Here is a 24,508-nt window from a genome sequence, read left to right as displayed (position 1 = left end):
TGTAATTGTAATGGCTCGTATTGCAGGTGTCGATTTACCACGTAACAAGCGTGTCGTAATCGGATTAACTTACATTTATGGTATCGGTAATTCCACAGCTCAAAAGATCTTGAGCGAAGCAGGTGTTTCAGAAGATGTTCGTGTACGTGATTTAACAGCTGATCAAGAAGATAAGATTCGTGCAGTTGTAGATAAGTATAAAGTTGAAGGTGATCTTCGTCGTGAAGTTTCCTTAAACATCAAGCGTCTTTCTGAAATTGGCTCTTACCGTGGTCTACGTCATCGTCGTCATTTACCAGTTCGTGGTCAAAATACTAAGAACAACGCACGTACACGTAAAGGCCCAGCAGTTTCAATTGCAGGTAAAAAGAAATAATAATTAACAAAGGAGGTTAGCTATTTCATGGCAGTTAAGAAATCACGCAAGCGCCGTGTAAAGAAGAATATAGAGAGCGGTGTTGCACATATTCATTCAACATTCAATAATACACTTGTTATGATTACTGATGTTCATGGTAACGCAGTAGCATGGTCTTCAGCTGGTTCTCTTGGTTTCAAGGGTTCTCGTAAGTCTACACCATTTGCAGCACAAATGGCTTCTGAAGCAGCTGCTAAAGGTGCTATGGAACATGGTATGAAGACAGTTGAAGTAGCAGTTAAAGGACCAGGTTCTGGTCGTGAAGCAGCAATTCGTGCTCTTCAAACAACAGGTTTGGAAGTTACATCTATCAAGGATGTTACACCAGTTCCTCATAACGGATGCCGTCCTCCAAAACGCCGTCGTGTTTAATGTGGGTCAGTATTCATTTTTGAGAGAAACTCATAATGTTTTCGCCAGATTACACGTTACGTTTTGAAAGGGGTAAAGATAAGAATGATCGAATTTGAAAAACCAAAAATTCATAAAATTGAAGAAGATAATAACTACGGCAAGTTTGTTATAGAACCGCTTGAACGTGGTTATGGTACAACTTTAGGTAACTCTTTACGTCGTATCTTACTTTCTTCATTACCAGGTGCTGCTATTACAGACGTTCAAATTGATGGTGTTCTTCATGAATTTTCTACTATTCCAGGTGTTCTTGAAGATGTTACTTTAATCATTTTGAATTTGAAGAAAGTTGCTTTAAGTATGGAATCTGAAGACAGTCAAGCATTAGAAATTAATGTTACTGGTCCGATGGAAGTGACTGCTGGAGATATCCAGAGTAATAGTGATGTAGAAGTTCTTAATCCAGAACAATATATTTGTACAGTTGCTGATGGGGCTGAACTTCATGTTCGGATGAATGCTAATAAGGGTCGTGGTTATGTTTCAGCTAATGATAATAAGGCTCTTGCAGATGATATGCCAATTGGTGTATTACCTATCGACTCTATTTATACCCCGATCGAACGCGTTAACTACCAAGTAGAGAAAACACGTGTTGGTCAAAAAAATGATTATGACAAATTAACTCTTGATGTGTGGACAAATGGTTCTATCACTCCTAGTGAAGCTATTAGTCTTTCTGCTAAGATTTTAACAGAACACTTGGCATTGTTTGTTGATTTAACAGATGAAGCTAAGAATGCTGAAATCATGGTAGAAAAAGAAGAAACGCATAAAGAAAAAATGTTAGAAATGACGATTGAAGAGCTTGATTTGTCAGTTCGTTCATATAACTGTCTAAAACGTGCAGGTATCAATACAGTTCAAGAATTAACTAATAAATCTGAAGCTGACATGATGAAAGTACGTAACTTAGGACGTAAATCCTTAGACGAAGTTAAGGCTAAATTGGCAGATCTTGGCTTGTCTTTACGTCATGATGACTAGAATTTACTATAACTAAAGGGAGGGAATCTGTTCATGGCTTACCGTAAATTAGGACGCACAAGTGCACATCGTAAGGCAATGTTGCGTAACTTAACAACTGATTTAATTGTTAACGAAAAAATCGTTACAACAGAAACACGTGCTAAAGAAGTTCGTAAATTTGTTGAAAAGATGATTACTTTAGGTAAAAAAGGTGATTTAGCTTCTCGTCGTCGCGCTGCTGCATTTGTAATGAATGTTGTTGCTGATGTAAAAGAAGAAAACGACGATGTAGTTGTTCAATCAGCTTTACAAAAGTTATTTGATGATCTTGCACCTCGTTTTGCAGAACGTAATGGTGGTTACACTCGTATTCTTAAGATGAGTGAACGTCGTGGCGACGCTGCAAAGATGGTTGTGCTAGAATTAGTCGACTAAACTTTCGATAAGTAAATAAAAGAAATTGTCACTTTTATAACGATAATTGGGTGTTATGATGTTGGGAGATATAAATTAACCGAGTCTAGTCCAAAGTAGCAGATATTTGATATCTTGTGAATCTTCGTTATAAAAAGTGATTTTTTGTTTTCTATAAAATTGATATTTATCATAATCATTGGTATATTAGCATTTTAAAGACACTCATTACGAGTGTCTTTTTTGTTTGAATACGTCATGACTAAAGTAAGTTTTCTTAGTTTATATATGGTATATTATTACTATGTATATATAATATCTAGGAGTAATTGTTTATGAGTTTGACAGATGGAAATATAATTGAAATTGATAATTTATCTTTCAAATACGCTCGACAAAATAAATACATTCTGAAAAATTTAACTTTAAATATAAAGGACGGTCAATGGATAGCTTTAATTGGGCATAATGGTAGTGGAAAATCCACATTAGCTCGATTAATAGATGGACTGCTAAAGGCTGAATCTGGCAGTATAAAAGTTGATGGCTATGAAATGAATGAAAAAAATATTTGGGATATTAGAAAAAAAATAGGAATGGTATTCCAAAATCCCGATAATCAGTTTGTTGGTGCGGATGTTGAAAGTGATATAGCGTTTGGTTTAGAAAATCAAGGAGTACCTAGAGAAGAAATGGTATCGCGTGTAGCCGATGCTTTGAAAGTTGTCGGGATGGAAAAATTTGCTACACATGAACCGGCAAGATTATCTGGTGGACAAAAGCAAAGAGTAGCAATTGCTGGAGTATTAGCATTGAGACCTAAAATAATTATCCTCGATGAAGCTACAAGTATGCTTGATCCAGAAGGAAGAAAAGGTTTGATTACTCTTATCAAAAATTTAAAAGATGAGTATAAGTTCACTGTTATTTCTATTACACATGATATTGATGAAGCTACTTTAGCAGATAGAGTTATTGTTCTCGATGACGGTAAAATAATTGATGATGGTAAGCCAGAATCTATTTTTATAAAGAATGATGAATTATTAAATATTGGATTAGATATTCCTTTTGCTGAGAAAATTAGAAGAGAACTTACAAAAAAGGGTGTAGATATTCCAAATAAATATTTTACAGAAGAGGAAATGGTCGATTGGTTATGTCAATTCAAGCAAAAAAATTAAATTATACTTACCAAATTGGAACACCCTTAGAACATGTAGCATTGAAAGATGTATCTATAAATATTGAAGACGGTAGTTATACGGCAATAGTTGGACATACCGGTAGTGGCAAATCTACATTGTTACAGCATCTGAATGGCCTATTGAAACCTACTAGTGGAGAAATTTCAATCAATGGATATACAATTGATAATACTACTAAAAATAAAGAGTTGGGAAAATTAAGAAAAGAAGTAGGATTTGTTTTTCAATTTCCTGAAGCACAATTATTTGAAGAAACAGTTCTAAAAGATATAGCATTTGCTCCTAAAAACTTTGGAAAAAGTGAAGATGAAGCCGAAAAAATTGCAAGAGAAAAAGCAAAATTAGTAGCTCTTCCTGAAGAAGTATTGGAGAAATCACCTTTTGAATTATCTGGTGGTCAAATGAGAAGAGTAGCAATTGCAGGGATTTTGGCAATGGAACCAAAAGTTTTAGTATTAGATGAACCAACTGCGGGATTAGATCCTGAGGGACGCCATCAAATGATGGAAATGTTTAATAGATTACATAAAGATGAAAACTTAACAATCATCTTAGTAACACACCAAATGAATGATGTTGCTGAATATGCTGATCATGTAATAGTCTTGGAATCAGGTAAAGTAATTGCTGATTCTACTCCTAAAGAACTATTTAGTGATCCAGAGTGGTTAAAAAATCATCATTTAAATCTTCCACAAACTACAGATTTTGCCTATAAATTGTTTGATAAGTTAGCTCTTTCTAAACATAGTATTCCACTAAAAAGTGAAGAGTTAACTGATGAAATTTTGAAAATACTAGGGGGAAATTTGAATGAATAAATTACTTTTAGGAAGATATATCAATGGTAATTCTTTAATTCATAGAATGGATCCTCGAAGTAAATTAGCACTAAGTTTCTATTTTATAGGAATAATTTTTCTCGCTAATAATTGGCAAACATATTTATTGTTGATAGCTTTTACTTTTTTAGGAGTATTGTTATCAAAAATTAAATTGAGCTTTTTTATTAGAGGAATAATACCATTAGTTTGGTTAATATTATTTACAGTATTATTACAAGTCTTTTTTACAAATGGTGGTCATGTATTTTGGCATTGGGGGCCTTTTACATTATCTAAATATGGGCTAGTAAATGGTGTCTATGTATTTTTTAGATTTGTCTTGATAATAGTGATGTCTACCTTATTAACATTAACAACATCGCCATTAGAAATTTCAGATGCTATGGAGTCATTGTTAAAGCCATTGAAATATTTGAAAGTTCCAGTATATGAAATTTCTCTAATGCTTTCGATAGCATTAAGATTTGTACCTACTTTAATGGATGAAACAGCTAAAATAATGAATGCTCAGCGTTCAAGAGGTGTTAATTTTGGTGAAGGTTCATTAGTTGAGCAAGTAAAAGCTGTAATTCCTATACTAATCCCATTGTTTGTATCTTCTTTCAATCGAGCTGAAGATTTGGCTACTGCAATGGAAGCTCGAGGATACAAAGGTGGAGAGGGTAGAACTAAATTTAGAGTACATGTATGGAAATTGCGTGATACGATGACTATCATTGCTTTTGCAGTTTTAACAATAGCATTAATTATTCTAAAAAACTAATTGAAAGGAAGAAATATGACGCAAAGATTTAAAGTAACGTTAGCTTATGATGGTACTAATTTTGCTGGTTTTCAAGCTCAACCCAATCAAAGAACAGTTCAATTTGTTCTGGAAAAAGCTATTAACAAAATGAGTAAAAAGGATGAGTATATAACTGTTTATGGATCAGGGAGAACAGATTCTGGAGTACATGCTTTAGGGCAAGTTGTACATTTTGATTTTCCGCATCCTATTTCTGCTAAAGGTATGTTGAGAGGATTAAATAGTATGTTGCCGCTGGACTGTGAAGTAGTAGATTGCAAAATAGTACCAAATGATTTTCATTCAAGATATACAACTCATGGGAAAAGATACTTATATCGTGTTAGTAGAGGGGAATTTGTAAATCCTTTTAAGAGATTGTATACAGGACACTATAAGTATCCTTTGGATATAGAAAAAATAAAAGAAGCGATGCCAGATGTTGAAGGAACACATGATTATTCAAGTTTTGTTGCTTCTGGTAGTCAAGCCAAAAGTCATGTAAGAACAATTTATGAAGCTAAAGTTTACGAAGATAAGGTAAACGATGAAATAGTTTTTGAATTTTATGGAAATGGATTTTTGTATAATCAAGTTAGGATAATGGTGGCAACACTTCTGGAAATTGGTAATGGAAAAAGACCAGTACACGATTTTTTGAGATTGTATGAAGTTAAGGATAGAAGTCAAGCAAGACAGACAGCACCAGCTAGTGGCTTATACTTAAAGGAAGTATATTATGATGAAGAGGATGAAAAATTATAAGAAAACTCAATTATTATATATTGACTTATTGTTAAACAAGTAATAAACTAGTATTTGGTATTGTTTGCCCCACAGTAAGCCCCGTTAATCTTATTGTATGTCAAACATGTATACAACAAATGGAGGAAATAAACGTGCGTACAACATATATTGCAAAACCAGGCGAAGTAGAACGTAAATGGTATGTAGTTGATGCAACAGATGTTCCTTTGGGACGTTTATCATCAGCTGTAGCATCTATTTTACGTGGTAAGAATAAACCAACATTTACACCAAACGTAGATACAGGTGACTATGTAATTGTTATCAATGCTGAAAAGGTTGCTTTAACAGGTCGTAAGGCTTCTGATAAGGTTTACTACCACCACTCAAATCATCCAGGTGGTTTGAAAGCTCGTACAGCTGGTGACTACCGTGAAAAGGATCCTGAAAAGTTATTAGCATTATCTGTTAAAGGTATGCTTCCAAAGGGTACTCTTGGTCGTCAACAAGCTAAGAAGTTACATGTATACCGTGGTGCAGATCACAAGCATGAAGCACAACAACCAGAAGTATTGGATATTAACAAATTAATCTAGGAGGAATTAGAAAGTGGCTCAAGTACAATATCAAGGCACAGGCCGTCGTAAGAACTCCGTTGCTCGTGTTCGCTTAGTACCAGGTACAGGTAAGATCACAATGAACGGAAAACCTGCAGAAGAATACATTCCATTCGCAAACATTCGCGAAGATATGGTACAACCATTTGGCGTTACAGAAACAAAAGGTCAATACGACGTTTTTGTTAACGTAAATGGTGGTGGATTCTCTGGTCAAGCTGGTGCAACTCGTCATGGAATTGCACGTGCTTTACTTGAAGTAGATCCAGATTTCCGTGGAGTATTGAAGTCAGCTGGTTTATTAACACGTGACGCTCGTATGAAAGAACGTAAGAAACCAGGTCTTAAGAAAGCTCGTAAAGCTTCACAATTCTCAAAACGTTAATATATACCATATTATCGGAAAAGCACATCTCTTGTTGGGATGTGCTTTTTGTTATGCATTAATATGATAGTAAAATTGAATTAACTGTGGGATTGAAATTTTAAATTAGAACTTTATAGGGAGCAGATAATGTCGGAAAGAAATACTAAAATGAAGTATGATAAAGTTGATCAGCAATATGGTTTAATGCTTGGAAAGTCTAAGTTAGTTTTTATTAAAACTGGTGCTGCTAGTTCAATTTATGGGTATAAAAATAAGTATTTAGAATTAGCAAGTAAAATTCAGAATGAAAGAGGATATGCCGTGGTTGTTTCAGCTAATCCAGTTGGTTCTCCACTAAATTTACAAGAAGAGTTGGAAAAAGCTTCAACATACTTAATAGATGTTAAAGAAATTATATTAATTGGAATTTCGCGAGGTGGATTATTAGTATTGCAACAAGGATATTTAAATACTAAAGTTAGCCGAATTTTAGCAATTAATCCACCACTGGCAATTAATTGGCATAAAACTAAAAAGGGGATAATTAACTTTAGTGGAGCAAAAGTACAAGTGGTTTTTGGTCAATATGATCCTAGTGTTGATTATTCAGATCTTATTGAGAGATTGGAAGTACTAGAAACAGATTATAGTAGTCAAATTATTTCTAAGGCAGATCATAATTTTAAAGGGAAACTAGATACTTTTAAAAAATTAGTGATGCAATTTGTATTAGAAGATTAAAGTTGTTAGTAGTGATGATTAATAATTTAGATAAAAGATAGTAATATATATGTTGAGAATGAAAAAAGGACTACGCATTGAGCATAGTCCTTTTAAACAACTATTCATTTCTTCTTTGAAGTTTACGTCTGAAATAAGCACTTTCTTCAGCACTAGCAGAGAAGATAATATGATCACCTAATTGTAATTGCGTATAACCATGAGGTGCAATAGCATGTCCATTACGATAAATTCTACTGATTGTAATCTTATCAATGTGTGGTAAGTCTTTAACTTCAACTCCAACAAAAATTGAATCATTAACTACTACTTCATATAAACGGGATTCAGAACTTGTAAGAATTTGTAGCATAGACGGACTATCAATCATTGAACGCATCATACCTACATTGATATCGAAATAACTGAAGTATTCAATACCAGCCTTTTTAAGTTCATCTTCCATATCATTAAGTGGATTACGATTTTCAAAACGAACAATGACACGATTTACACCATACTTTTTAGCTGCAAGAGATAATTTATAATTAACATTATAATCAGAATATCCTAAAACGAGAATATCAGTATCAAAAATATGATTAGCAATTAACTCATCAGGATCTAAAGAATCTAAGAAGTGTACATTAGCTTGAGAATTGTAGGTTGTAAAGTTCTTAGAATTATCTGTATACATTTGAACATCATACATTCCTTTAGAAAGCTGTTGAGCAGCAGATACTGTAACTAAATTTACACCAATAATATGCAATGAAGTTTGCTTTTGATCTTCTGGCTCAGGTTTATATTGTTTATTAAAGAAAACAGGTCCTACGATACAAGTAAGAATTCCAGCAAGTAAAAAAGCACCAGATTGTTGTGGAGTTATAGCATGTAAGTGTTCAGCAATCTTTAAGGTTGTTACTACTAATGTGATAGTAGTACTTGTTGCAACAGCACCAACAAAGGAGTTCTTTTTACTAAAACGTCTTTGGAAACCAAAATATCCTGGAAGTTTTGCGAGGATAAAGGCTACAAAGAATAAAGGAATTAATAATAATGTTTTAGGCGAACGCATCAATGATGGAATATCTAAATTTACCCCTGTTAAAATAAAGAAGAAAGGAGTAAAGAAACCATATCCAATTGCATCAAGGCGATGTTCTGTTTCTTCCGCAGGTTCTAATAATTTCAAAACAATTCCGGCAACGAAAGCACCAAGAATATTTTCAGCTCCAACTGTCTCAGCTACTAAAACTAAAGCAATGATAACAAAGAAAGCAAGACGCATATCAATTTGTGTAGTTGCTTTATTGATTTTATCAAAGAATGAGAAGAAGTGTCTGAAACGATTGAATAAGAACGCTGCAGCTATGAATAGCAATGTAATCAACCACAAACTTGCACCTTTTCCTGCATAGAGAGAGGAGTAAGCAGTTAAAGCAATCATAGGAATAACTTCACCTAATACAGAGAATAAAAGAATAGTTTGACCGAATGGACGGCTTAGTAACTCATTTTCTTTCAATAATGAAGTCATAATTCCTAAAGAAACAGTACTAAATAAAATAGTAGCTAAACCAACATCTGAGAATAAGCCTGTAACTTTAAATAGCAAAGCTAAAATTAGCGATGCGACTAAAGAAAAAGCATACGCATAAGTTGCAGCTCTAACAGGTGAAGTTTTAGGTTCATTAGCTGCCATTTTTGCTTCTAATGGGGATAAGGTATGTGAATTCTTCTTAAATAAGCTAAAATCAATTTCCATACCACTTAAAAACATTAATAGTATAACCCCGAAAGTTGAACACCAACTCAAGAGCGTATCAGCATGAATTAAATTGAAACAACTTTTACCAATAATAATACCTATAATAATTTCAGCAACTGAAGTAGGAAGAAAAGATACTTTGAATCTTGCTAAAACCATAGGTGTGATAAAAGCTGCCAGTGTAACAATTAAAAATGAAACTGACATAGTAATACCTTCTAATCTTAAATTTTTTCTATACAAGTATAACATAAAGGCTAGAATGAATTAAATTATTCATCCTAGCCTTCAACACTGTATTCGTATTATTACAATACATTATTATACAGGCTCGAGTGATTTATTTGTAGGTTAAATTAAATGATTTTTACTTTTTTATAAATTAAATAAAGGATAATAGTTATAAAAAATATTTGAAATTTGTTATAAACAGTTAAAAATGATACAATAGTATGACGAGTTTTTTGATAATTTGAAAGGGGTTGTTAAAAATGGCTCTTACTGAAAAAGAATTAGAACAAAAACATATGGATGATGTTGTTGCTAAAATAAAGCAAGCTGAAAAGAGACATCAATCTGAGATTAATAAGGTTGAACAAGATAGAAAAGACATTATGGATGATTTTAAAAATAATGTCAGAATTAAAACAGGCTCCTATGCTGGAATTATGGAAACTGGTCTAACTGTAAGACAACAGCAACAACTTTTGCAAGAACGCGAAAATAGTTGGCAACATGCAACACAGAGATTAGAAGTTCTTGAAAAGTTAGAGAAAAAGCCGTACTTTGCTAGAATAGATTTCACTGAGAATGATGGTAAGCAGGAATCTATTTATATAGGATTAGGTTCGTTTGCGGATACCCCAGACCATTTTATGATTTATGATTGGCGTGCTCCAATTTCTAGTATTTACTATGATGGTAAATTAGGAGAAGTAACATATGATACACCTGATGGCCCACAAACAGCAGTATTAACTCTAAAAAGACAGTTTATGGTAGAAGATGGCAAGATCATAACTTTATTTGACACTGATGAAACTGTTGGGGATCAAATGTTATTGGAAGTTCTAGACGAATCTTCTGACATTAAGATGAAGAGCATTGTTACTACGATTCAAAAAGAACAAAATAAGATTATCAGAGATACTAAGTCTGACTTGCTATTTGTTCAAGGTGCTGCAGGTTCAGGTAAAACATCTGCTGTATTACAAAGAGTAGCATATCTATTGTATCGTTATCGTGGAAATTTGAGCTCGAGTCAAGTGGTATTATTTTCACCAAACCAGTTATTTAATGACTATATTGATCAAGTTCTACCAGAATTAGGGGAACAAAATATGGTTCAAATGACTTACTATCAATATTCACAACGTCGTCTACCTAAGATACATGTAGAGACATTACAAGAAAGATTTGATGAAGATAATCAGCCATTAAGAAGAAAAATTTCAGCTTTAAAAAGTAGCTTAACAATGTTTAATGCGACAACTAATTATAGTGATTATTTAAATACTGCTGGAATGAGATTTAGAGATATAAAATATAATGGAGAAATCTTCTTCTCTAAAAAGGATATAAAGAAAATTTACTATAGTTTTAATAGTAATTACAATCTACGTAATCGTTTGTCTGCTACTAAAGAAAAACTTATTAAAATTCTGAATAGTAAGGTAGGAGAACTTGCTAAGCAAGATAGTGTTCAAAAACAAATACAAGATTTAAGTAGAGAAGAGCTCAATGAATTATATGGTGATGAGCCACGTAATTTTGTTAATGGTGATCAAGAGCTAAAATTCTTAGCCCGCAGTTACGTTATGAAACAATTACGTCCAGTTCAAAGAGCTATTGTACGTAATCGCTTTTTAAGTATTAATAAACAGTTTGTTCATTTCATGCGTAATATTCCAGAACTAGTTGATTTAGCAAAATTTGATTTAACTTTAGAACAGTGGAACGATGGTGTCGATATGACAATCAGTCGTTTGAAAAATCATAAATTAACAATAGCTGATGTAACTATTTACCTGTATTTGTATGATTTGATTACGGGAAAACGTGGCGAAGTAGATATTAAGCATGTATTTATTGATGAAATTCAAGATTATACAGCATATCAATTAGCATATTTAAAATTTGGTTTTCCACGTGCTAAATTTACAATGTTAGGTGATTTAAATCAGGCTATTTTCACGAAAGAAAACAGTCATACACTGTTGGATGAGCTAGGAACAATGTTTGACAAAGATAAAACAAAAGTTATTCAATTGACGCAATCATATCGTTCAACTCAACAAATAACAGACTTTACAAAAGAAGTATTAGTAAATGGAGAAAAGGTTACATCTTTTGCTCGCAAAGGACCATTGCCAACTATTACAATTGATAGCGATGAAGAAAAATTAGTTAATGATGTAGTTATGCAATTGCACAGAAATGATGCAGAAAAGATGACTACTGCAATTATTGGCAAAACATTAGCTGAATGTGAGAAATTGACAGAGGAATTGAAGCAAAAGGGTGCTCAAGTTACTTTAATTAAGACTGAAAACCAACGCTTAGTTCCAGGAACAATTGTGGTGCCAGCCTTTTTAGCAAAAGGACTAGAATTTGATGCTGTAATAATGTGGAATGCTAATAGAAATAATTATCATGATGAAAGTGAAAGACAATTAGTTTATACAATTTGTTCTAGAGCGATGCATAGATTAGATATATTCGCTGTTAAAGAATTAACACCATTAATGGACAGGGTAAATCCAGAATTGTATGAAATGTTATAAAAAAATTCCTGAGTACTTGATTGGAAATGTAAGCCAATCAGGTCTCAGGAATTTTTTAATTCCAAAGCATACCTTTAGAATGTGTTAATTCGAGAACTTCATCACGTTTGGTAACTTTTCGATTAAGATTGCTATTTTTGCCAATAATTTGTTGAGTGAAATTCTCTTTACGTGGGTTAGAGGTGCGACTTAAATAGTAATGTTCAACTTCTTTATCGTAATCTTCATAGTCTTGTGTAGACAGATTATCCTGATATTCATTTTCAAAGACTTTGAATGATAATGGTAAACGAGGCTTTTGCTGAATTTCTTCATCAGGGATACCTATTTGCAAACCTAAGGCAGGAATTACCATATCAGGGAGATTGAATAATTCATTAACAGCACGAATATCATTGCGAATGCTACCTAGAATTACGCCTCCTAGGCCTAAACTTTCAGCTGCAAGGTACATGTTTTGAACAGCTAAAGTAGCATCAGATAAGCCTTGAAGGTACAAATCCATTGTATGCAAGCGACCATCATCAAGGTTAGCTTCTTGGCGCAATTTTACATTGCGATGTAGATCGATTAAGAAGATAAAAAGTTCACCATTTTCAGATACTGGTGGTTGGTTACAAATTTCGGCTAACTTAGTGCGTTTGTTCTTGTCTGTAACATGAATAATAGAGAATTGTTGAAGAAACTGGCTACTTGCAGTATGATTTGCAACTTCATAAAGAGTATTTAAGGTTTCTTTATCAAGTTGTTGATTCTTGAAATGTCTAATAGAGCGATGATTAAGTTGCGTTTTAATAGTATCATTTAAATTCATTACGGATCTCCTATCTCTCTAGATAAAATATACATTTAAGTATAGCACCACAAAAAGAAACGCAACAAATGAAATGAATTGTTGCGCCTAATATTATATTATTTAGATCTTATTAAATTTCCATCATCTAATTGGTAAATTTCATCGGCAAATTTTTCTAATCTAATATCATGTGTGACGACAAGAATTGCTTTATTCTGGTCATGGGCTAGATTGGCCAGTAAACTACCAACTTCTTTAACTTTTACACTATCTAAAGCAGCTGTTGGTTCATCAGCTAAGATAATTTCAGGGTTGGTATATAAGGCTCGAGCAATAGCCACTCTTTGTTTTTGACCACCAGATAGTTGATCTGGATATTTATTAATCAAATTATCGATACCTAGTTTAATTAATAATTGATTCAATGCCTCCTTAGAAAGATTATTTACTTTTTTAATCTTATCAACTAAAGTAAATTGTTCAGCGACAGTTAAGTAAGGAACTAAGTTATAAGCTTGTAAAATAAAGCCAATTTGATTTAATCGTAAATTGTCACGTTCTTTAGCAGAAAAAGCACTAATATCTTTATCATTAATCATTACTTGTCCAGAATCTGCAGATTGAAGCCCACCAGCAATCGTTAAAAAGGTACTTTTGCCAGAACCAGATGGACCTAGGATTAAAATGAGTTTTCCTTTTTCAGCAGTAAAATTTAAATCACGTAGGACATGTACCTGAGCAGTATCTTTACCGAAATACTTATTAATATTTTTTAATTCAATAACAGACATTTTTTATCCTCCAATAACAGAAACAGGATCTACTTTAAGAACAATTCTGATAGGAATTAGTGAACCAAGAATTGCCATTAAAATTAATCCTAACGAGACGACAAACATAAAAGTTAGGTTAAAGGACATAGGAACAGTATTTGGAATTAAAAATGACGTTCCGATAGTTAAAAAGATACTAATTCCAAGACCGATAATAGTTAGTATTAGTGACTGATAAAAAGTAGCATTAACTAGAAGTTTAGCAGGACTACCTTGAGCTCTGAGAACAGCATAGTTGCCAATTTTTTGAATCGTGATTATATAAAGGAATACCGCAATGATAATTAAGGAAATAATCATCAAAAATCCAATCATAAAGATAAAAGTTGAATTCTGAGCAGAATATCCTGGTAACTTATTAATAACATCTTCAACTGTATAAAGTTTTAACGAAGTATCAGTATTTTTGATTGAATTTTTTTTAGAAACAATAGCACTTCCACCGAAATTAGATCCCATACCACGCAAATTTTGCCATGTTGTAGTAGTTCCATAAATAATAGGTGAAATATTAATTTTAGCATTATGAGTGAATCCAACAATTTTATATTTAGTACTATCTGAATTTAAGGTTAGATAATCTCCTAATTTATATCCTTTTTGTTTAAAAGAATCGTCAACCACAACTTCATGATTATTAGTAAATTTTCTACCACTACTTATTTTTAAGTCACGATTAATAAATTGTTCCTTCTCTAGTCCGATAAAAGAAGCAGATTGCTTTTCTTTATCAGTAGCTTTAGCAACAACTGTAGCCTCAGCAATAACAGCATTATTTTTGTTCTTTGTCAGTTTATTTACTTGTTCGGTAGTTAATAACGATTGACGTAAATTAGTATCAGAATCTTTATTAAGGACAACACTCTTTATTTTCCAACTATCAATAGCAGCAGTATTTTCTTGAGCAAGACCTAATGCAAGACTTGTTAGGATAAAGATTAAATAACTAATCAGGGCGATCATGGCAATGATTAAACCATAACGTAACTTTTCATGTTTGATTTCTTTTAAAGCGAGAAACATACAATATCATTCCTTTCAATTTTCCAAAAGCTTTGTCAAAACTACGTAAAGTTGTTCCAGATATTTATCTTGTTTATCAGGAGAACTCATACTTTCTCTAATTGTTGCATGACATAACTCAGCAACTGCCCAAACTAAAGGGGAAACGTCAGGAGACATTGGTTTGGCAGGAATATGATGTTCGTTATGTAAGATATGCATCCTTATTAAGTCATAATATTTACTTTTTTGAGTATTGGTCAAAAAATCACGAGTTTGCTGAACGTAAGCATCGGCTGTTTGATCACTCTTAGAAATAAAAGGAGTATGAATATCTTTCATTGCTAACTTATAAAGAAAAATATATGCATCAGTTAAATCAGAAAAATATTTATAAAAGGCACCACGTGCGATCTCAGCTTCTTTAACAATTGGTGCAACCTGAGCTTTGCTCAAAGATACTTTTGAAAATTCATGGAGTAAGGCAAGAATAATTGTGTTTTTCTTTTTTTCAGATAAATGTTCAAATGTGGATGAAGGCATAAATTATCATTCCTTTGATTTAAATTAATTAGTGACACGGTGTCAACTTTACAAAAAGTATCATATACCAAAAGTGACACGGTGTCAACTTTAAAATGATTTATAAGTTAAAAAGTAGGAAGAGAAAATAATAGATCTATAAGTTATAATTTAAGACAGAGGTGATTTAGATGGATAAAAAATTAACAGGATTTACTAATATTCAGAAATTAGATCCAGATATTATTGTTGATCTAAAATATGCGACAGAAGATAATTTTACAGGCAAAGTAATTTATGATTTTACTACTGCTATAGCTAGAACTGGAACCGTATACAAACTAGCTGAAGCAAGTGCAATTGTAAAGAAACAAGGATATAGATTGAAAGTATGGGATGCTTATCGTCCTGTAAAATCTCAGAAAAAATTATTTGAAGTTTATCCTGATCCTAAGTTTGTGGCTGAACCTAATCCAAATTTCAGCCATCAAAAAGGTGTTACATTTGACTTAACTTTAACTAATAATTTAGGAAATGAAGTAGAGATGCAAACTGGATTTGATGATTTCTCTGAAATGGCTGCTAGAAAAGCACCAAGAACCCCTGAACAAGAGAAAAATTATAAGATCCTAAATGATGCGATGCTTGAAGCAGGATTTGTAGGATATGAAAATGAATGGTGGGATTACCGCGATAGTCAAATGGATGAATATGAACCTTTAGATGCTGATCCTAATGAATATAAAATAAAATAAAAAAAGTTGCACAAAACACTTGAACTAAAAGTAAGTAAGTAGTACACTATAAAACGTAATCGAAAAGAAAACGTTTGCAATGTATAATTTAGATTTGTTTTATGGAGGTTCTATTTATGACTGAAAAGAAAATTGCAGCAAGTGTTGCTATGTTAAAAGTTTTAGAAGCATGGGGAGTTAAGGATATTTATGGTTATCCAGGAGGTTCTTTTAACTCAACAATGAAAGCGCTAGATATTGAAAAAGAAAATATCAATTATGTTCAAGTTAGACATGAACAAGTAGGTGCTTTAGCTGCAGCTGCTCACGCAAAATTAACAGGACAAATAGGTGTAACTTTTGGTTCTGCTGGACCTGGTGCAGTTAATTTATTAAATGGACTTTATGATGCTAAGGAAGATCATGCACCTGTTTTAGCATTAGTAGGACAAGTTCCTCATACTAATATGAACTATGATTATTTCCAAGAATTTCCTGAAGTTCCAATGTTCCAAGATGTAGCAGTATATGATCGTATTGTAATGACACCGGAAAGTTTACCTTATGTTGTTGATAAAGCAATTCGTGAAGCTTATAAGAATAAAGGTGTAGCAGTAGTTGTAATTCCTAACGATTTTGGATATGTAGAAATTCCAGATGTAGACTATGCATCTACTACAATTCTAGATAAAGCTGAACCTAAACCAGCACCAACAGATGAAGAAGTTGACAAGTTCTTAGAATTAGTTAAGAATGCTAAACGTCCTATTTTCCATGTGGGTTCAGGTATTAAAGAAAATGCTGATAAGTTAATAGAGTTATCTAGAAAATTACAAATTCCGGTAACAATTACAGGTTTAGCAAAAGGTTCTGTTCCTGATGACTATGAAGGTAATTTAGGTACATTAAACCGTGCTGCTTCTAAAGCTGCAGATGAAGCATTTGCAACAGCAGATTTAGTAATTGCTTTAGGTGCAGATTTCCCATTTGCTAACTTGGTATATCGTACACATGACTTTAAGTTTGTACAAATTGATAATGACAGATCCCATTTTGGTAGACATCATTTCTTAGATCTAGGAATTTGGTCAGATTCAGGAGAATTCTTGGCAAAAGCTTTAGAAAGAAGTGAAACTGCTCCAGAAAGTGCATTCTTTAAAGCAAGTGTTGCAGCTATGAAAGATTGGAAAGAATATCTTAACAAGTTAATGTATAAAGAAGAAGGTCCACTTTCATTTGAACAAGTGTACCGTGAAATTAATCGAATTGCTGAAGAAAATGCTGTTTTTGGCATTGATACAGGTGATAATATTATCAATAGTTTCCGTTTCTTAGACTTTAAAGGCGATAAAAAGTGGACAATTTCTGCATTATTTGCAACTATGGGATACGGAGTACCTGCAGCTATTGCTGGTCAATTAGCTTATCCAGATCGCCAAGTATTCAATATTTCTGGTGACGGAGCTTTCTCAATGGTTATGCAAGACTTATTGACTGAAGTTAAATACAATTTGCCAGTGATCAACATTGTAACTTCTAACCAAACACTAAACTTTATTAAATCAGAACAAGATGATATTTTTGAAATGAATCATTCTGGTATTGATTTAGTAGATGCTGACTATGCTAAAATTGCAGAAGGAATGGGAGTAAAGGGAATTACAGTGAAGACTCTTGAAGAACTTCCTGCAGCATTTGACGAAGCATTAGCTACTACAAAGGCTGGTCGTCCAGTATTAATTGATGCTAAGATTACTGATAAGCGTGGAATTCCGGTAGAAGAACTAGAATTACATGTTGAAGATGGTAAATTTGTTGAAACAATTTCTGCTGCTTATCAAGCAACACATGCTGAAAAGACAGTAGAAGATTTCTTCGCAAGTTATGATGGTGCTGAATTAAAACCTTTAACTGCATATTTTGAAGAATATGGCGTAGAAGTTTAATTAAAATCAATTAGCCAATCTAAATTTATTATAAGAATCTCCTTAGGCGTCGACATTGGAATAAATGTTGATGCCTTTTTATTATGCTGATTTTTGGCAAAATAAAAAGTCCCAATCTAAGAGGATTGAGACTTAAAAATTAATTTCAATATAGTAATTGTGGCTAAATCTTAGTACCAGCCGTTAGATAACCAGTGAGATTGAGCAGCTGACCAAGAACCATAACGACTAGCTACGTATTGATCTGCAACACGTTCTTGGTTAGCAGGGGAGTAATCTCCACCTAAGTAAGAAGCAGATAATTGATATCTACCAATGTATTGACCATTACGAGCGCCATAATTGCCACCAGATTCACGAGCAGCAATCCATTCCTTAGCAGCTTGTTCGTTACCAGAAACATTGGATGTGTAATTAGAAGTTGTATTGTAGTTTGTAGTAGCTTGTTGTGAACTTGCAGCTGGAGCAACTTGTTGACTTTGTTGATCTTGAGCTGCTTGTTGGTTGTTATCTGCTTGAGTAGCTTCACCAATTTCAAGTTTTTGACCAACGAAGATTAAGTTAGCATTTGATAATTTGTTTGTGTTAACAATAGCGTCAACAGTTGTATTGTAATCTTTAGCAAGTTTTGAAACTGTATCACCTGATTTAACTGTAACTGTATCTGCGTTTGCAACTGCTGTGGAAGCAAAGACACCTGTTAATGCTGCGGCTGATGCGATAACTGCTGTTTTTTTCATATAAAATATTCACTCCTGTAAAAAATTCTTATTTAAAATCTAAATCTTAGAATAATATACATAGCTTAATAATTTGAATAAGTTCTCCTATGTATCAACGCTTATAAGTATAAAAAAATAATATAACAGGCATATAGCATATAAATTACTTTTTTCGATGATTATGTAATATTTTGTAATATTTTAGACTATTTAATGATCTAAATGTTGATATAATGGGAATTACAAAAAAATATAAAGTACTGAAAAATGTAACAAAAAAAGTAAAAAATATCCAGAAATTATTCATAAAAATCGAAATATTGATAAAACTTTGGTTATTTTACGAAGATATTACTTAGTATAAGAAGTTGTTACGAGAAAAATTAAAGAGATTTTTTAGGATTGAAAGTAGTGTGTAAAAAAATTAAATTAACTACTACTTTTTTTATTACCACTATAATATGGTAAAATTAATATAAAACTTATGTTCGGAGGGGTAATATGAAATTTTTACATACTGCAGACTGGCATATAGGAAAAAAACTACACAATTTTGACTTGAATTATGAAGAAGATGACGCGTTTAAACAAATTGAAAGAATTGCAGAGGAAGAAAAGGTTGATGCAATTATTATAGCTGGTGATTTATATGATAGATCATTACCAAGTGAAGAAGCAGTAAAAAGTGTAAATGAAAAATTAAAGAGGCTAAATCTGGTTGATAAGTATCCTTTATTAGTTATAAGTGGGAACCATGATTCAGCAACAAGATTAAATACTGGTAGTGAATGGTTTAAAGCTACAAATTTATTTTTAAATACAAAAATTTCTGGAGCATTTGAACCAGTAGAAATAGAAGACACACAATTTTTTCTCTTACCATATTTTGAACCACAAGAGGTAAGAAATTATTTTGACAGACAAAATTTGAAAAATGTTCAAGAAGCGATGCAACTTATTGTAGAAAAAATAAAAGAAAAGTTTAAACCTAACATGAAACATGTGTTGGTTGCACATTTTTTTGCTGCTGGAAGTACACAAACTGATTCTGAGACTAATGTTATGGTCGGTGGTTTAGACGCCATTCCAACTTCTTATTTGAATGATTTTGACTATGTTGCGTTAGGACATTTACATGATGCAAGAGCAAGTCAAGCAGAGACTATAAAATATAGTGGATCACCTGTAAAATTTTCAGTGTCAGAAGCGACATCTCAAAAGGGTGTTTGGATTGTAGATACTGAAAAAATAGCACCTAAATTTGTTCCATTAGTTCCAGTTCATGAAATAAATGTATTAGAAGATTCATTTGACAATTTAATTTCTCCATCGGTATATGAAAAGTATTCTAAAGAAGACTATTATGCCATTAGATTGACTGACACTAAGGTTATTCCAGATGTGATTAATAAATTAAGAAATTACTATCCTAAGATCTTAGAATTGAGGCGTGTTGGTGAAATTCAAGAGCTGAAAGTAGAAGAGAATAAAGAAAGAGATTTAACTGATCCCATGAAATTAGTTAGTGACTTTTTTACTGAAGTTACAGGTGAGAAATTAACTTCAAATCAGCAAAAATGGGTAGAAAATGCATTAAAGGATGTGAATAAAAAATGAAACCATTAAAGTTAAGAATGAAGTACTTTGGACCATATATTGATGAAACCATGAATTTTACAGAGTTTGATAATACACCTTTATTTTTAATCAGTGGAAAAACAGGTAGTGGGAAAACAACCATTTTTGATGCTATGAGTTTTGCTTTATTCGATCATACTTCTGGCGATGAAAGAGACGCTAAGCAGATGAGATCTGATTTTGCTACACCTAATGATGCAACTGAAGTGACATTTGTATTTGAGCATAATGGAATAAAGTACACAGTTATTCGTAGCCCCAAAATGAATTTAGCTAAAAAGAGAGGAAATGGAACTAGAGATATTGAGGCTTCTGTAAAAGTAAAATATATCAATAAAGAACAAGAAAATATCGAGATTACTAAAAAAAATCAGGCAGATAAATTTTTACGTGACTTAATCGGCTTGGATGCACAGCAGTTTACACAAATTGTTTTATTACCACAAGGAAAATTCAGAAATTTCTTGAATGCTAATAGTGCTGATAGAGAAAAGATATTAAGAAAATTATTTGGAACGAGTCTATATCAAAAATGGACAGAGAAAATCCAAGAACAAGCAAAAGTCAATGAAAGTGAAAATGAAAAGTTAACAACACAAATACAAACAATCCGACAACAAGTAGAAATTGAAGATAATGATGAAATTAATGACGAAGAATGGATAGTTAAAGTTAATAACCAAATTGAAGAAAAAAAGAAAAAACAAGAAAAAGTAAATAACGATATAACTATCAGTCAAAAGCAACTTGATAACTTGGTTGAGACTTATCAAAATGAAAAAGTATTAGCAGATAGTATTAAGCAAAAAGAGGACAATATACATAAACTACAATCTCTAGAAAATAATCAAGATAAGATTGAATTAAAGAAAATTTACGCTTATAAATTGGCTTGGTATCAAAAAAATCAACAAATATTTAACAATAAAACTGATTTAGAATTACAGATAAAAGAAAAAAGTGACAAATTGGTATTACTAAATCAAGAAAGTAAATTTTTAATTCAAAAACATGAATCTGCAAAAATAGAAGCCCAAGAGCTAGAAAAGCAACAAGAAAATATTGAGAATCTAAAAAATAAGATTTCAACATTAGAAGTAAAATTACCAATTTATCAAGATGTAAAAGTAAATCAAGAAAAATTGGATAATTTGGATAAGAATCATCAAGATACTAAAAATAGGCTTGATAATTCAGTAAAAGAACTAGAAAAACAAAAAGTAAGCTATAATGATTTAGAAAAAAAACTAGCTAAGTTAGAAAATTTAGATGAGAAACAAGTTGAGTTGGTTAATGAGAATAATAAATTAACTAGACTGAGCGAAAAAATAGATTTAGTAGATCATTTAGATAGTGAGATTGAATCAAAGAAATTACAAAAAGAAAAATTAGAAAAGAAATATCAAGAACAGGAAGAATTAGTACAAGAAAGTACAGATACTGAAGAAAAGTTAAATACTTTGTGGATAAAAAATCAAATTTACTTTCTTGCTAAACAATTAGCACCAGGAGAACCTTGTCCAGTATGCGGATCTAAAGAACATCCATTACCAGCTAAAATAGATGAATTGGAACAAGTAACTGAGGAAGATGTAAAATTAGCGAATAAGAAAGCTGAAATTGAAAGATCTAAAGCAAAAGAATTTAAGTTAAGACTAACATCTATAACAGACGAAATAACAGAATTAGAACAAAATAAAAAAGAAAGCATAGATAAAATAATACTTGATTTTGAACTAGGGGAAAAACATTCTTTATTAGAACTACAAGAAATATTTCAGATTAAAAATGATGAGTATCAGAAAAAAGCAAAAGATCTTGAAAATAAAGTTAGCTTGAGAGAAAAGTTAAAAGGTGACAGTCAATTAATAAAAAATGAAATAGCTAATTTAGAGAAAGAAAAAGATAAATTAAAAGAACAATATGACGATGTATATTATCGCTTAAAAATGACTGAAACTACTTTACAAGAACAAAAAAAGCAGTTGAATCCTGAATTTAATGATGTAAAACAGGTTGAAGAATATATTACAGATGCTAAAAATAGAGTGGAAGATTATCAAGCAAGTAAGGATAAAATTACTAAAGAACTTCAAGATACTAAAGCAGAATTAATTAAAGTTCAAGCTGATATTGATAGCAATGACCAAGAATTAGAAAGTAAGAAAAAAGGGTTAAGTAAAATTAATAAAGAAATAACTACATTAATAGAAAATAGTGAGATTAATTTAGAAGAAATAGCTTCCTTAGCTAAGGATCTAGCACGATTAGATTCTATTAATAATGAAATTAATAGTTATGAAAAACAAATATTAATAGTAAAAACAAAAATATCGGAATTGGACAAAACAATTAATAATAGAGAAATGCCAAATTTAGTTGAACGTAATAGTGTGATTGCTGATAAAAGAAAAGAACTTCTAACATTCCAAGCAGAATTTAGTGATATTACAACGGAAATTAACCATATACAAAAAATAAAGCAAGAAGTAGAACAATTACTGCAAGAACAAAAAGGAAATTATAAGTTAATGGCAGAATGGAAACAATTATCAGATGTAATGACTGGTAAAAGTGCTACTAAGTTGAGTTTGGAAAGATATGTGCTACAAATGTACCTTCAAAGAGTGTTAAATGTTGCTAATGGACGTTTGAAAGAATTAACTCAAGGAAGATATAGTTTCCAAATAAAAGATGAAAAAGGTAGTTATAGTAGTAATACAGGATTAGAGATTAATATATACGATGATAACGCTGGGAAAGTTAGACCAGTTCAAACTTTATCAGGTGGTGAAAGTTTTATTGCTGCTTTAGCTCTAGCACTAGCTTTAGGTGAGGTTATCCAAGCTAATGCTGGTGGAATATTTGTGGATGCTTTATTTGTAGACGAAGGATTTGGTTCCTTGGATAGCGATGCATTACAGATAGCATTGGAAGCCTTGCAGACGATTGAAGGAAAAAATAGAATGATAGGGATTATCAGTCATGTTAAAGAATTGCAAGAACAAATACCATTCCAAGTAAAAATATCTAGCAATTATGGAAAAAGTAAGATAAGTTATAGAAAGGATTTCTAAATAAAAGTACATTAAAGAGGAATAATAATGCAGGCGAAGACTCATATTACAACAACTTTAGCATTAGGATTACCCTTGATGTCGTTGACAAATGAATTAACACTCGTAAATGTTGGAGTATTAGCAGTAGGAAGTTTATTACCAGATATTGATCATCCAAGTTCTTATCTTGGAAAGAGGCATAAAATGGTAAGTGGTGTAACTAATAAAGCTTTTGGTCATCGCGGTATTACACATTCTTTGCTAGGATTTATCTTGATAGGTATAATAGTCAAATTTATCCAAAAACAATATTTGACTGATAGGATTGAAAATATTGTGTTTTGGTTAATGTTAGGATATTTACTTCATTTGTTAGAGGATAGTTTTTCTCAAAGAGGCGTTAAGTGGTTATATCCTTTTACAAAATCAGGTTCGTCATTTGGTGGAAAATTTGCATTTTATAAAACTGGTCAATTAAGTGAATATTTAGTGATGGGTTTCATGTTGTGCTTATTACTAATGGAAGTACGTCTTTTTTGGCTAGGAAATTTAAACCGTCTTTTACCTGGTGTAGTGGCGGATATATTAAAAACATTGATATTAAAAGTGCAAGATATTTTAAATAGTTATTAAAAATTTAATACAATATATTGCTAGACATAATTTGATTTTTGTATCATAATAATGTTAGAGAAATTAGTTTATAAAAGTTATAAAGTGGAGGAGGAAACCGTATGAATAACCAGGAACAATTAATGATGGCTGCAGAAAAATTAAAGAAGCGTCATATTAAGAATACTCCACAAAGACAAGTAATTTTAGCATACTTAATGTCATCTAAGGAGCATCCTTCAATTGAAATGATCTATTCATATGTTAAGGAAAATGGCTTTAGCGTAAGTTTGGCAACTGTTTATAATACATTAGAGTTATTTATGGACAGAAAGTTAATTATTGAAGTAACGCCAGACAACGAAGGACATATGCGATATGATTATTTTGCAGAACCACACTATCACGTTATTTGTGTAAACTGTAATAAAATTATCGATGTACCTAATGATGAATATGTAAAATTAGAAAAAGATGCGGCTGAGAAAACAGGCTTTAAAGTCTTTAATAGTCAATATGAGGTCTATGGATTATGTCCAGAATGCCAAGCTAAGATAGCTGATTAGCTATTGACTTTATATGAAAGT

At 31.9% G+C, this 24,508-nt stretch carries 24 protein-coding genes; 18 read left to right on the top strand and 6 right to left on the bottom strand.

Features of this window, described 5'->3' with window-relative positions; all coding sequences use genetic code 11:
- Positions 1-10 precede the first annotated feature (10 nt).
- The 11 genes from rpsM (at position 11) to PTA89_RS07100 (ending at position 7,524) form a co-directional block, all read left to right on the top strand.
- On the top strand, positions 11-376 hold the full coding sequence (rpsM, locus tag PTA89_RS07150) for a 30S ribosomal protein S13 (RefSeq protein WP_003701333.1): 366 nt from the start codon (positions 11-13) through the stop codon (positions 374-376).
- A gap of 27 nt (positions 377-403) precedes the next feature.
- Positions 404-790: a 30S ribosomal protein S11 gene (gene rpsK / locus PTA89_RS07145; protein WP_003701334.1), complete on the top strand. Its 387-nt coding sequence runs from the start codon at positions 404-406 to the stop codon at positions 788-790.
- Positions 791-874: 84 nt separating this feature from the next.
- Positions 875-1,819: a DNA-directed RNA polymerase subunit alpha gene (locus PTA89_RS07140; RefSeq protein ID WP_003701335.1), complete on the top strand. Its 945-nt coding sequence runs from the start codon at positions 875-877 to the stop codon at positions 1,817-1,819.
- 33 nt (positions 1,820-1,852) lie between these two features.
- A complete protein-coding gene (gene rplQ, locus PTA89_RS07135) occupies positions 1,853-2,236 on the top strand; it encodes a 50S ribosomal protein L17 (protein ID WP_003701337.1) in 384 nt (127 codons plus the stop codon).
- 314 nt (positions 2,237-2,550) lie between these two features.
- Positions 2,551-3,399 (top strand): energy-coupling factor ABC transporter ATP-binding protein, encoded by an 849-nt coding sequence (locus PTA89_RS07130; RefSeq protein WP_003709696.1) that lies wholly within the window; start codon positions 2,551-2,553, stop codon positions 3,397-3,399.
- Entirely contained in the window at positions 3,375-4,244 is an 870-nt protein-coding gene (locus PTA89_RS07125) for an energy-coupling factor ABC transporter ATP-binding protein (RefSeq protein WP_087309846.1), read from the top strand. Before PTA89_RS07130 ends, PTA89_RS07125 begins: the two co-directional genes overlap by 25 nt.
- Positions 4,237-5,031: an energy-coupling factor transporter transmembrane component T family protein gene (locus PTA89_RS07120; RefSeq protein ID WP_003701341.1), complete on the top strand. Its 795-nt coding sequence runs from the start codon at positions 4,237-4,239 to the stop codon at positions 5,029-5,031. Before PTA89_RS07125 ends, PTA89_RS07120 begins: the two co-directional genes overlap by 8 nt.
- Positions 5,032-5,046: 15 nt before the next feature.
- Positions 5,047-5,817, top strand: coding sequence for a tRNA pseudouridine(38-40) synthase TruA (gene truA / locus PTA89_RS07115; protein ID WP_004563878.1), 771 nt, complete (start codon positions 5,047-5,049; stop codon positions 5,815-5,817).
- A 134-nt stretch (positions 5,818-5,951) separates the two neighbouring features.
- A complete protein-coding gene (rplM, locus tag PTA89_RS07110) occupies positions 5,952-6,395 on the top strand; it encodes a 50S ribosomal protein L13 (protein WP_014568676.1) in 444 nt (147 codons plus the stop codon).
- A 13-nt stretch (positions 6,396-6,408) separates the two neighbouring features.
- A complete protein-coding gene (gene rpsI, locus PTA89_RS07105) occupies positions 6,409-6,801 on the top strand; it encodes a 30S ribosomal protein S9 (RefSeq protein ID WP_003701345.1) in 393 nt (130 codons plus the stop codon).
- 129 nt (positions 6,802-6,930) lie between these two features.
- Entirely contained in the window at positions 6,931-7,524 is a 594-nt protein-coding gene (locus PTA89_RS07100; RefSeq protein ID WP_201896993.1) for an alpha/beta hydrolase, read from the top strand.
- Between the two features lie 100 nt (positions 7,525-7,624).
- On the opposite strand, the gene PTA89_RS07095 is transcribed toward PTA89_RS07100, so the two are convergent.
- Positions 7,625-9,481, bottom strand: a complete 1,857-nt coding sequence (locus PTA89_RS07095) for a monovalent cation:proton antiporter family protein (RefSeq protein ID WP_178846943.1) — start codon at positions 9,479-9,481, stop codon at positions 7,625-7,627.
- Between the two features lie 284 nt (positions 9,482-9,765).
- Between PTA89_RS07095 and helD the strand changes: the two genes are divergently transcribed.
- Entirely contained in the window at positions 9,766-12,057 is a 2,292-nt protein-coding gene (helD, locus tag PTA89_RS07090) for an RNA polymerase recycling motor HelD (protein ID WP_324177110.1), read from the top strand.
- A 55-nt stretch (positions 12,058-12,112) separates the two neighbouring features.
- On the opposite strand, the gene PTA89_RS07085 is transcribed toward helD, so the two are convergent.
- The 4 genes from PTA89_RS07085 to PTA89_RS07070 form a co-directional block, all read right to left on the bottom strand.
- The gene (locus PTA89_RS07085; protein WP_095761431.1) at positions 12,113-12,871 is read right to left on the bottom strand and encodes an NADPH-dependent oxidoreductase; all 759 of its coding nucleotides are present in this window, start codon (positions 12,869-12,871) and stop codon (positions 12,113-12,115) included.
- Positions 12,872-12,969: 98 nt separating this feature from the next.
- Positions 12,970-13,644: an ABC transporter ATP-binding protein gene (locus tag PTA89_RS07080; protein WP_178846948.1), complete on the bottom strand. Its 675-nt coding sequence runs from the start codon at positions 13,642-13,644 to the stop codon at positions 12,970-12,972.
- 3 nt (positions 13,645-13,647) lie between these two features.
- Positions 13,648-14,709 carry an ABC transporter permease gene (locus PTA89_RS07075; RefSeq protein ID WP_301206951.1) on the bottom strand — a complete coding sequence of 354 codons (1,062 nt, stop codon included), beginning with the start codon at positions 14,707-14,709 and terminating at the stop codon, positions 13,648-13,650.
- 15 nt (positions 14,710-14,724) lie between these two features.
- The gene (locus PTA89_RS07070; RefSeq protein ID WP_034982621.1) at positions 14,725-15,231 is read right to left on the bottom strand and encodes a TetR/AcrR family transcriptional regulator; all 507 of its coding nucleotides are present in this window, start codon (positions 15,229-15,231) and stop codon (positions 14,725-14,727) included.
- A gap of 170 nt (positions 15,232-15,401) precedes the next feature.
- Here PTA89_RS07070 and PTA89_RS07065 point away from each other — a divergent pair, with 170 nt between their 5' ends.
- A complete protein-coding gene (locus PTA89_RS07065) occupies positions 15,402-15,965 on the top strand; it encodes a M15 family metallopeptidase (RefSeq protein WP_301206952.1) in 564 nt (187 codons plus the stop codon).
- Positions 15,966-16,081: 116 nt separating this feature from the next.
- Positions 16,082-17,890 carry a pyruvate oxidase gene (spxB, locus tag PTA89_RS07060; RefSeq protein ID WP_301206953.1) on the top strand — a complete coding sequence of 603 codons (1,809 nt, stop codon included), beginning with the start codon at positions 16,082-16,084 and terminating at the stop codon, positions 17,888-17,890.
- Between the two features lie 170 nt (positions 17,891-18,060).
- On the opposite strand, the gene apf is transcribed toward spxB, so the two are convergent.
- Positions 18,061-18,630 carry an aggregation-promoting factor gene (gene apf, locus PTA89_RS07055; RefSeq protein WP_003705282.1) on the bottom strand — a complete coding sequence of 190 codons (570 nt, stop codon included), beginning with the start codon at positions 18,628-18,630 and terminating at the stop codon, positions 18,061-18,063.
- A gap of 483 nt (positions 18,631-19,113) precedes the next feature.
- Here apf and PTA89_RS07050 point away from each other — a divergent pair, with 483 nt between their 5' ends.
- The 4 genes from PTA89_RS07050 (at position 19,114) to PTA89_RS07035 (ending at position 24,487) form a co-directional block, all read left to right on the top strand.
- A complete protein-coding gene (locus PTA89_RS07050; RefSeq protein ID WP_003709710.1) occupies positions 19,114-20,229 on the top strand; it encodes an exonuclease SbcCD subunit D in 1,116 nt (371 codons plus the stop codon).
- A complete protein-coding gene (locus PTA89_RS07045) occupies positions 20,226-23,327 on the top strand; it encodes an AAA family ATPase (RefSeq protein WP_099459491.1) in 3,102 nt (1,033 codons plus the stop codon). Before PTA89_RS07050 ends, PTA89_RS07045 begins: the two co-directional genes overlap by 4 nt.
- A gap of 27 nt (positions 23,328-23,354) precedes the next feature.
- Positions 23,355-23,942 carry a metal-dependent hydrolase gene (locus PTA89_RS07040; protein WP_003701365.1) on the top strand — a complete coding sequence of 196 codons (588 nt, stop codon included), beginning with the start codon at positions 23,355-23,357 and terminating at the stop codon, positions 23,940-23,942.
- A 101-nt stretch (positions 23,943-24,043) separates the two neighbouring features.
- Positions 24,044-24,487, top strand: coding sequence for a Fur family transcriptional regulator (locus PTA89_RS07035; RefSeq protein WP_003701366.1), 444 nt, complete (start codon positions 24,044-24,046; stop codon positions 24,485-24,487).
- The last annotated feature ends 21 nt before the right edge of the window (positions 24,488-24,508 follow it).

The organism is Ligilactobacillus salivarius, from assembly GCF_035231985.1.
In the GTDB taxonomy this organism is placed as follows: domain Bacteria; phylum Bacillota; class Bacilli; order Lactobacillales; family Lactobacillaceae; genus Ligilactobacillus; species Ligilactobacillus salivarius.
The sequence above is the reverse complement of the archived record's forward strand: the minus strand, read 5'-3'. Positions and strand labels throughout refer to the sequence as shown.

What these genes read in the sequence shown, in the direction of transcription:
- PTA89_RS07045 (WP_099459491.1), top strand. Translation starts at nt 20,226, where the DNA reads ATGAAACCATTAAAGTTAAGAATGAAGTACTTTGGACCATATATTGAT.
- PTA89_RS07040 (WP_003701365.1), top strand. Translation starts at nt 23,355, where the DNA reads ATGCAGGCGAAGACTCATATTACAACAACTTTAGCATTAGGATTACCC.
- PTA89_RS07100 (WP_201896993.1), top strand. Translation starts at nt 6,931, where the DNA reads ATGTCGGAAAGAAATACTAAAATGAAGTATGATAAAGTTGATCAGCAA.
- rplQ (WP_003701337.1), top strand. Translation starts at nt 1,853, where the DNA reads ATGGCTTACCGTAAATTAGGACGCACAAGTGCACATCGTAAGGCAATG.
- PTA89_RS07130 (WP_003709696.1), top strand. Translation starts at nt 2,551, where the DNA reads ATGAGTTTGACAGATGGAAATATAATTGAAATTGATAATTTATCTTTC.
- PTA89_RS07080 (WP_178846948.1), bottom strand. Translation starts at nt 13,644, where the DNA reads ATGTCTGTTATTGAATTAAAAAATATTAATAAGTATTTCGGTAAAGAT.
- PTA89_RS07070 (WP_034982621.1), bottom strand. Translation starts at nt 15,231, where the DNA reads ATGCCTTCATCCACATTTGAACATTTATCTGAAAAAAAGAAAAACACA.
- helD (WP_324177110.1), top strand. Translation starts at nt 9,766, where the DNA reads ATGGCTCTTACTGAAAAAGAATTAGAACAAAAACATATGGATGATGTT.
- PTA89_RS07075 (WP_301206951.1), bottom strand. Translation starts at nt 14,709, where the DNA reads ATGTTTCTCGCTTTAAAAGAAATCAAACATGAAAAGTTACGTTATGGT.
- spxB (WP_301206953.1), top strand. Translation starts at nt 16,082, where the DNA reads ATGACTGAAAAGAAAATTGCAGCAAGTGTTGCTATGTTAAAAGTTTTA.
- truA (WP_004563878.1), top strand. Translation starts at nt 5,047, where the DNA reads ATGACGCAAAGATTTAAAGTAACGTTAGCTTATGATGGTACTAATTTT.
- PTA89_RS07120 (WP_003701341.1), top strand. Translation starts at nt 4,237, where the DNA reads ATGAATAAATTACTTTTAGGAAGATATATCAATGGTAATTCTTTAATT.
- PTA89_RS07035 (WP_003701366.1), top strand. Translation starts at nt 24,044, where the DNA reads ATGAATAACCAGGAACAATTAATGATGGCTGCAGAAAAATTAAAGAAG.
- PTA89_RS07065 (WP_301206952.1), top strand. Translation starts at nt 15,402, where the DNA reads ATGGATAAAAAATTAACAGGATTTACTAATATTCAGAAATTAGATCCA.
- PTA89_RS07095 (WP_178846943.1), bottom strand. Translation starts at nt 9,481, where the DNA reads ATGTCAGTTTCATTTTTAATTGTTACACTGGCAGCTTTTATCACACCT.
- rpsM (WP_003701333.1), top strand. Translation starts at nt 11, where the DNA reads ATGGCTCGTATTGCAGGTGTCGATTTACCACGTAACAAGCGTGTCGTA.
- PTA89_RS07140 (WP_003701335.1), top strand. Translation starts at nt 875, where the DNA reads ATGATCGAATTTGAAAAACCAAAAATTCATAAAATTGAAGAAGATAAT.
- PTA89_RS07050 (WP_003709710.1), top strand. Translation starts at nt 19,114, where the DNA reads ATGAAATTTTTACATACTGCAGACTGGCATATAGGAAAAAAACTACAC.
- rpsK (WP_003701334.1), top strand. Translation starts at nt 404, where the DNA reads ATGGCAGTTAAGAAATCACGCAAGCGCCGTGTAAAGAAGAATATAGAG.
- PTA89_RS07085 (WP_095761431.1), bottom strand. Translation starts at nt 12,871, where the DNA reads ATGAATTTAAATGATACTATTAAAACGCAACTTAATCATCGCTCTATT.
- apf (WP_003705282.1), bottom strand. Translation starts at nt 18,630, where the DNA reads ATGAAAAAAACAGCAGTTATCGCATCAGCCGCAGCATTAACAGGTGTC.
- PTA89_RS07125 (WP_087309846.1), top strand. Translation starts at nt 3,375, where the DNA reads ATGTCAATTCAAGCAAAAAAATTAAATTATACTTACCAAATTGGAACA.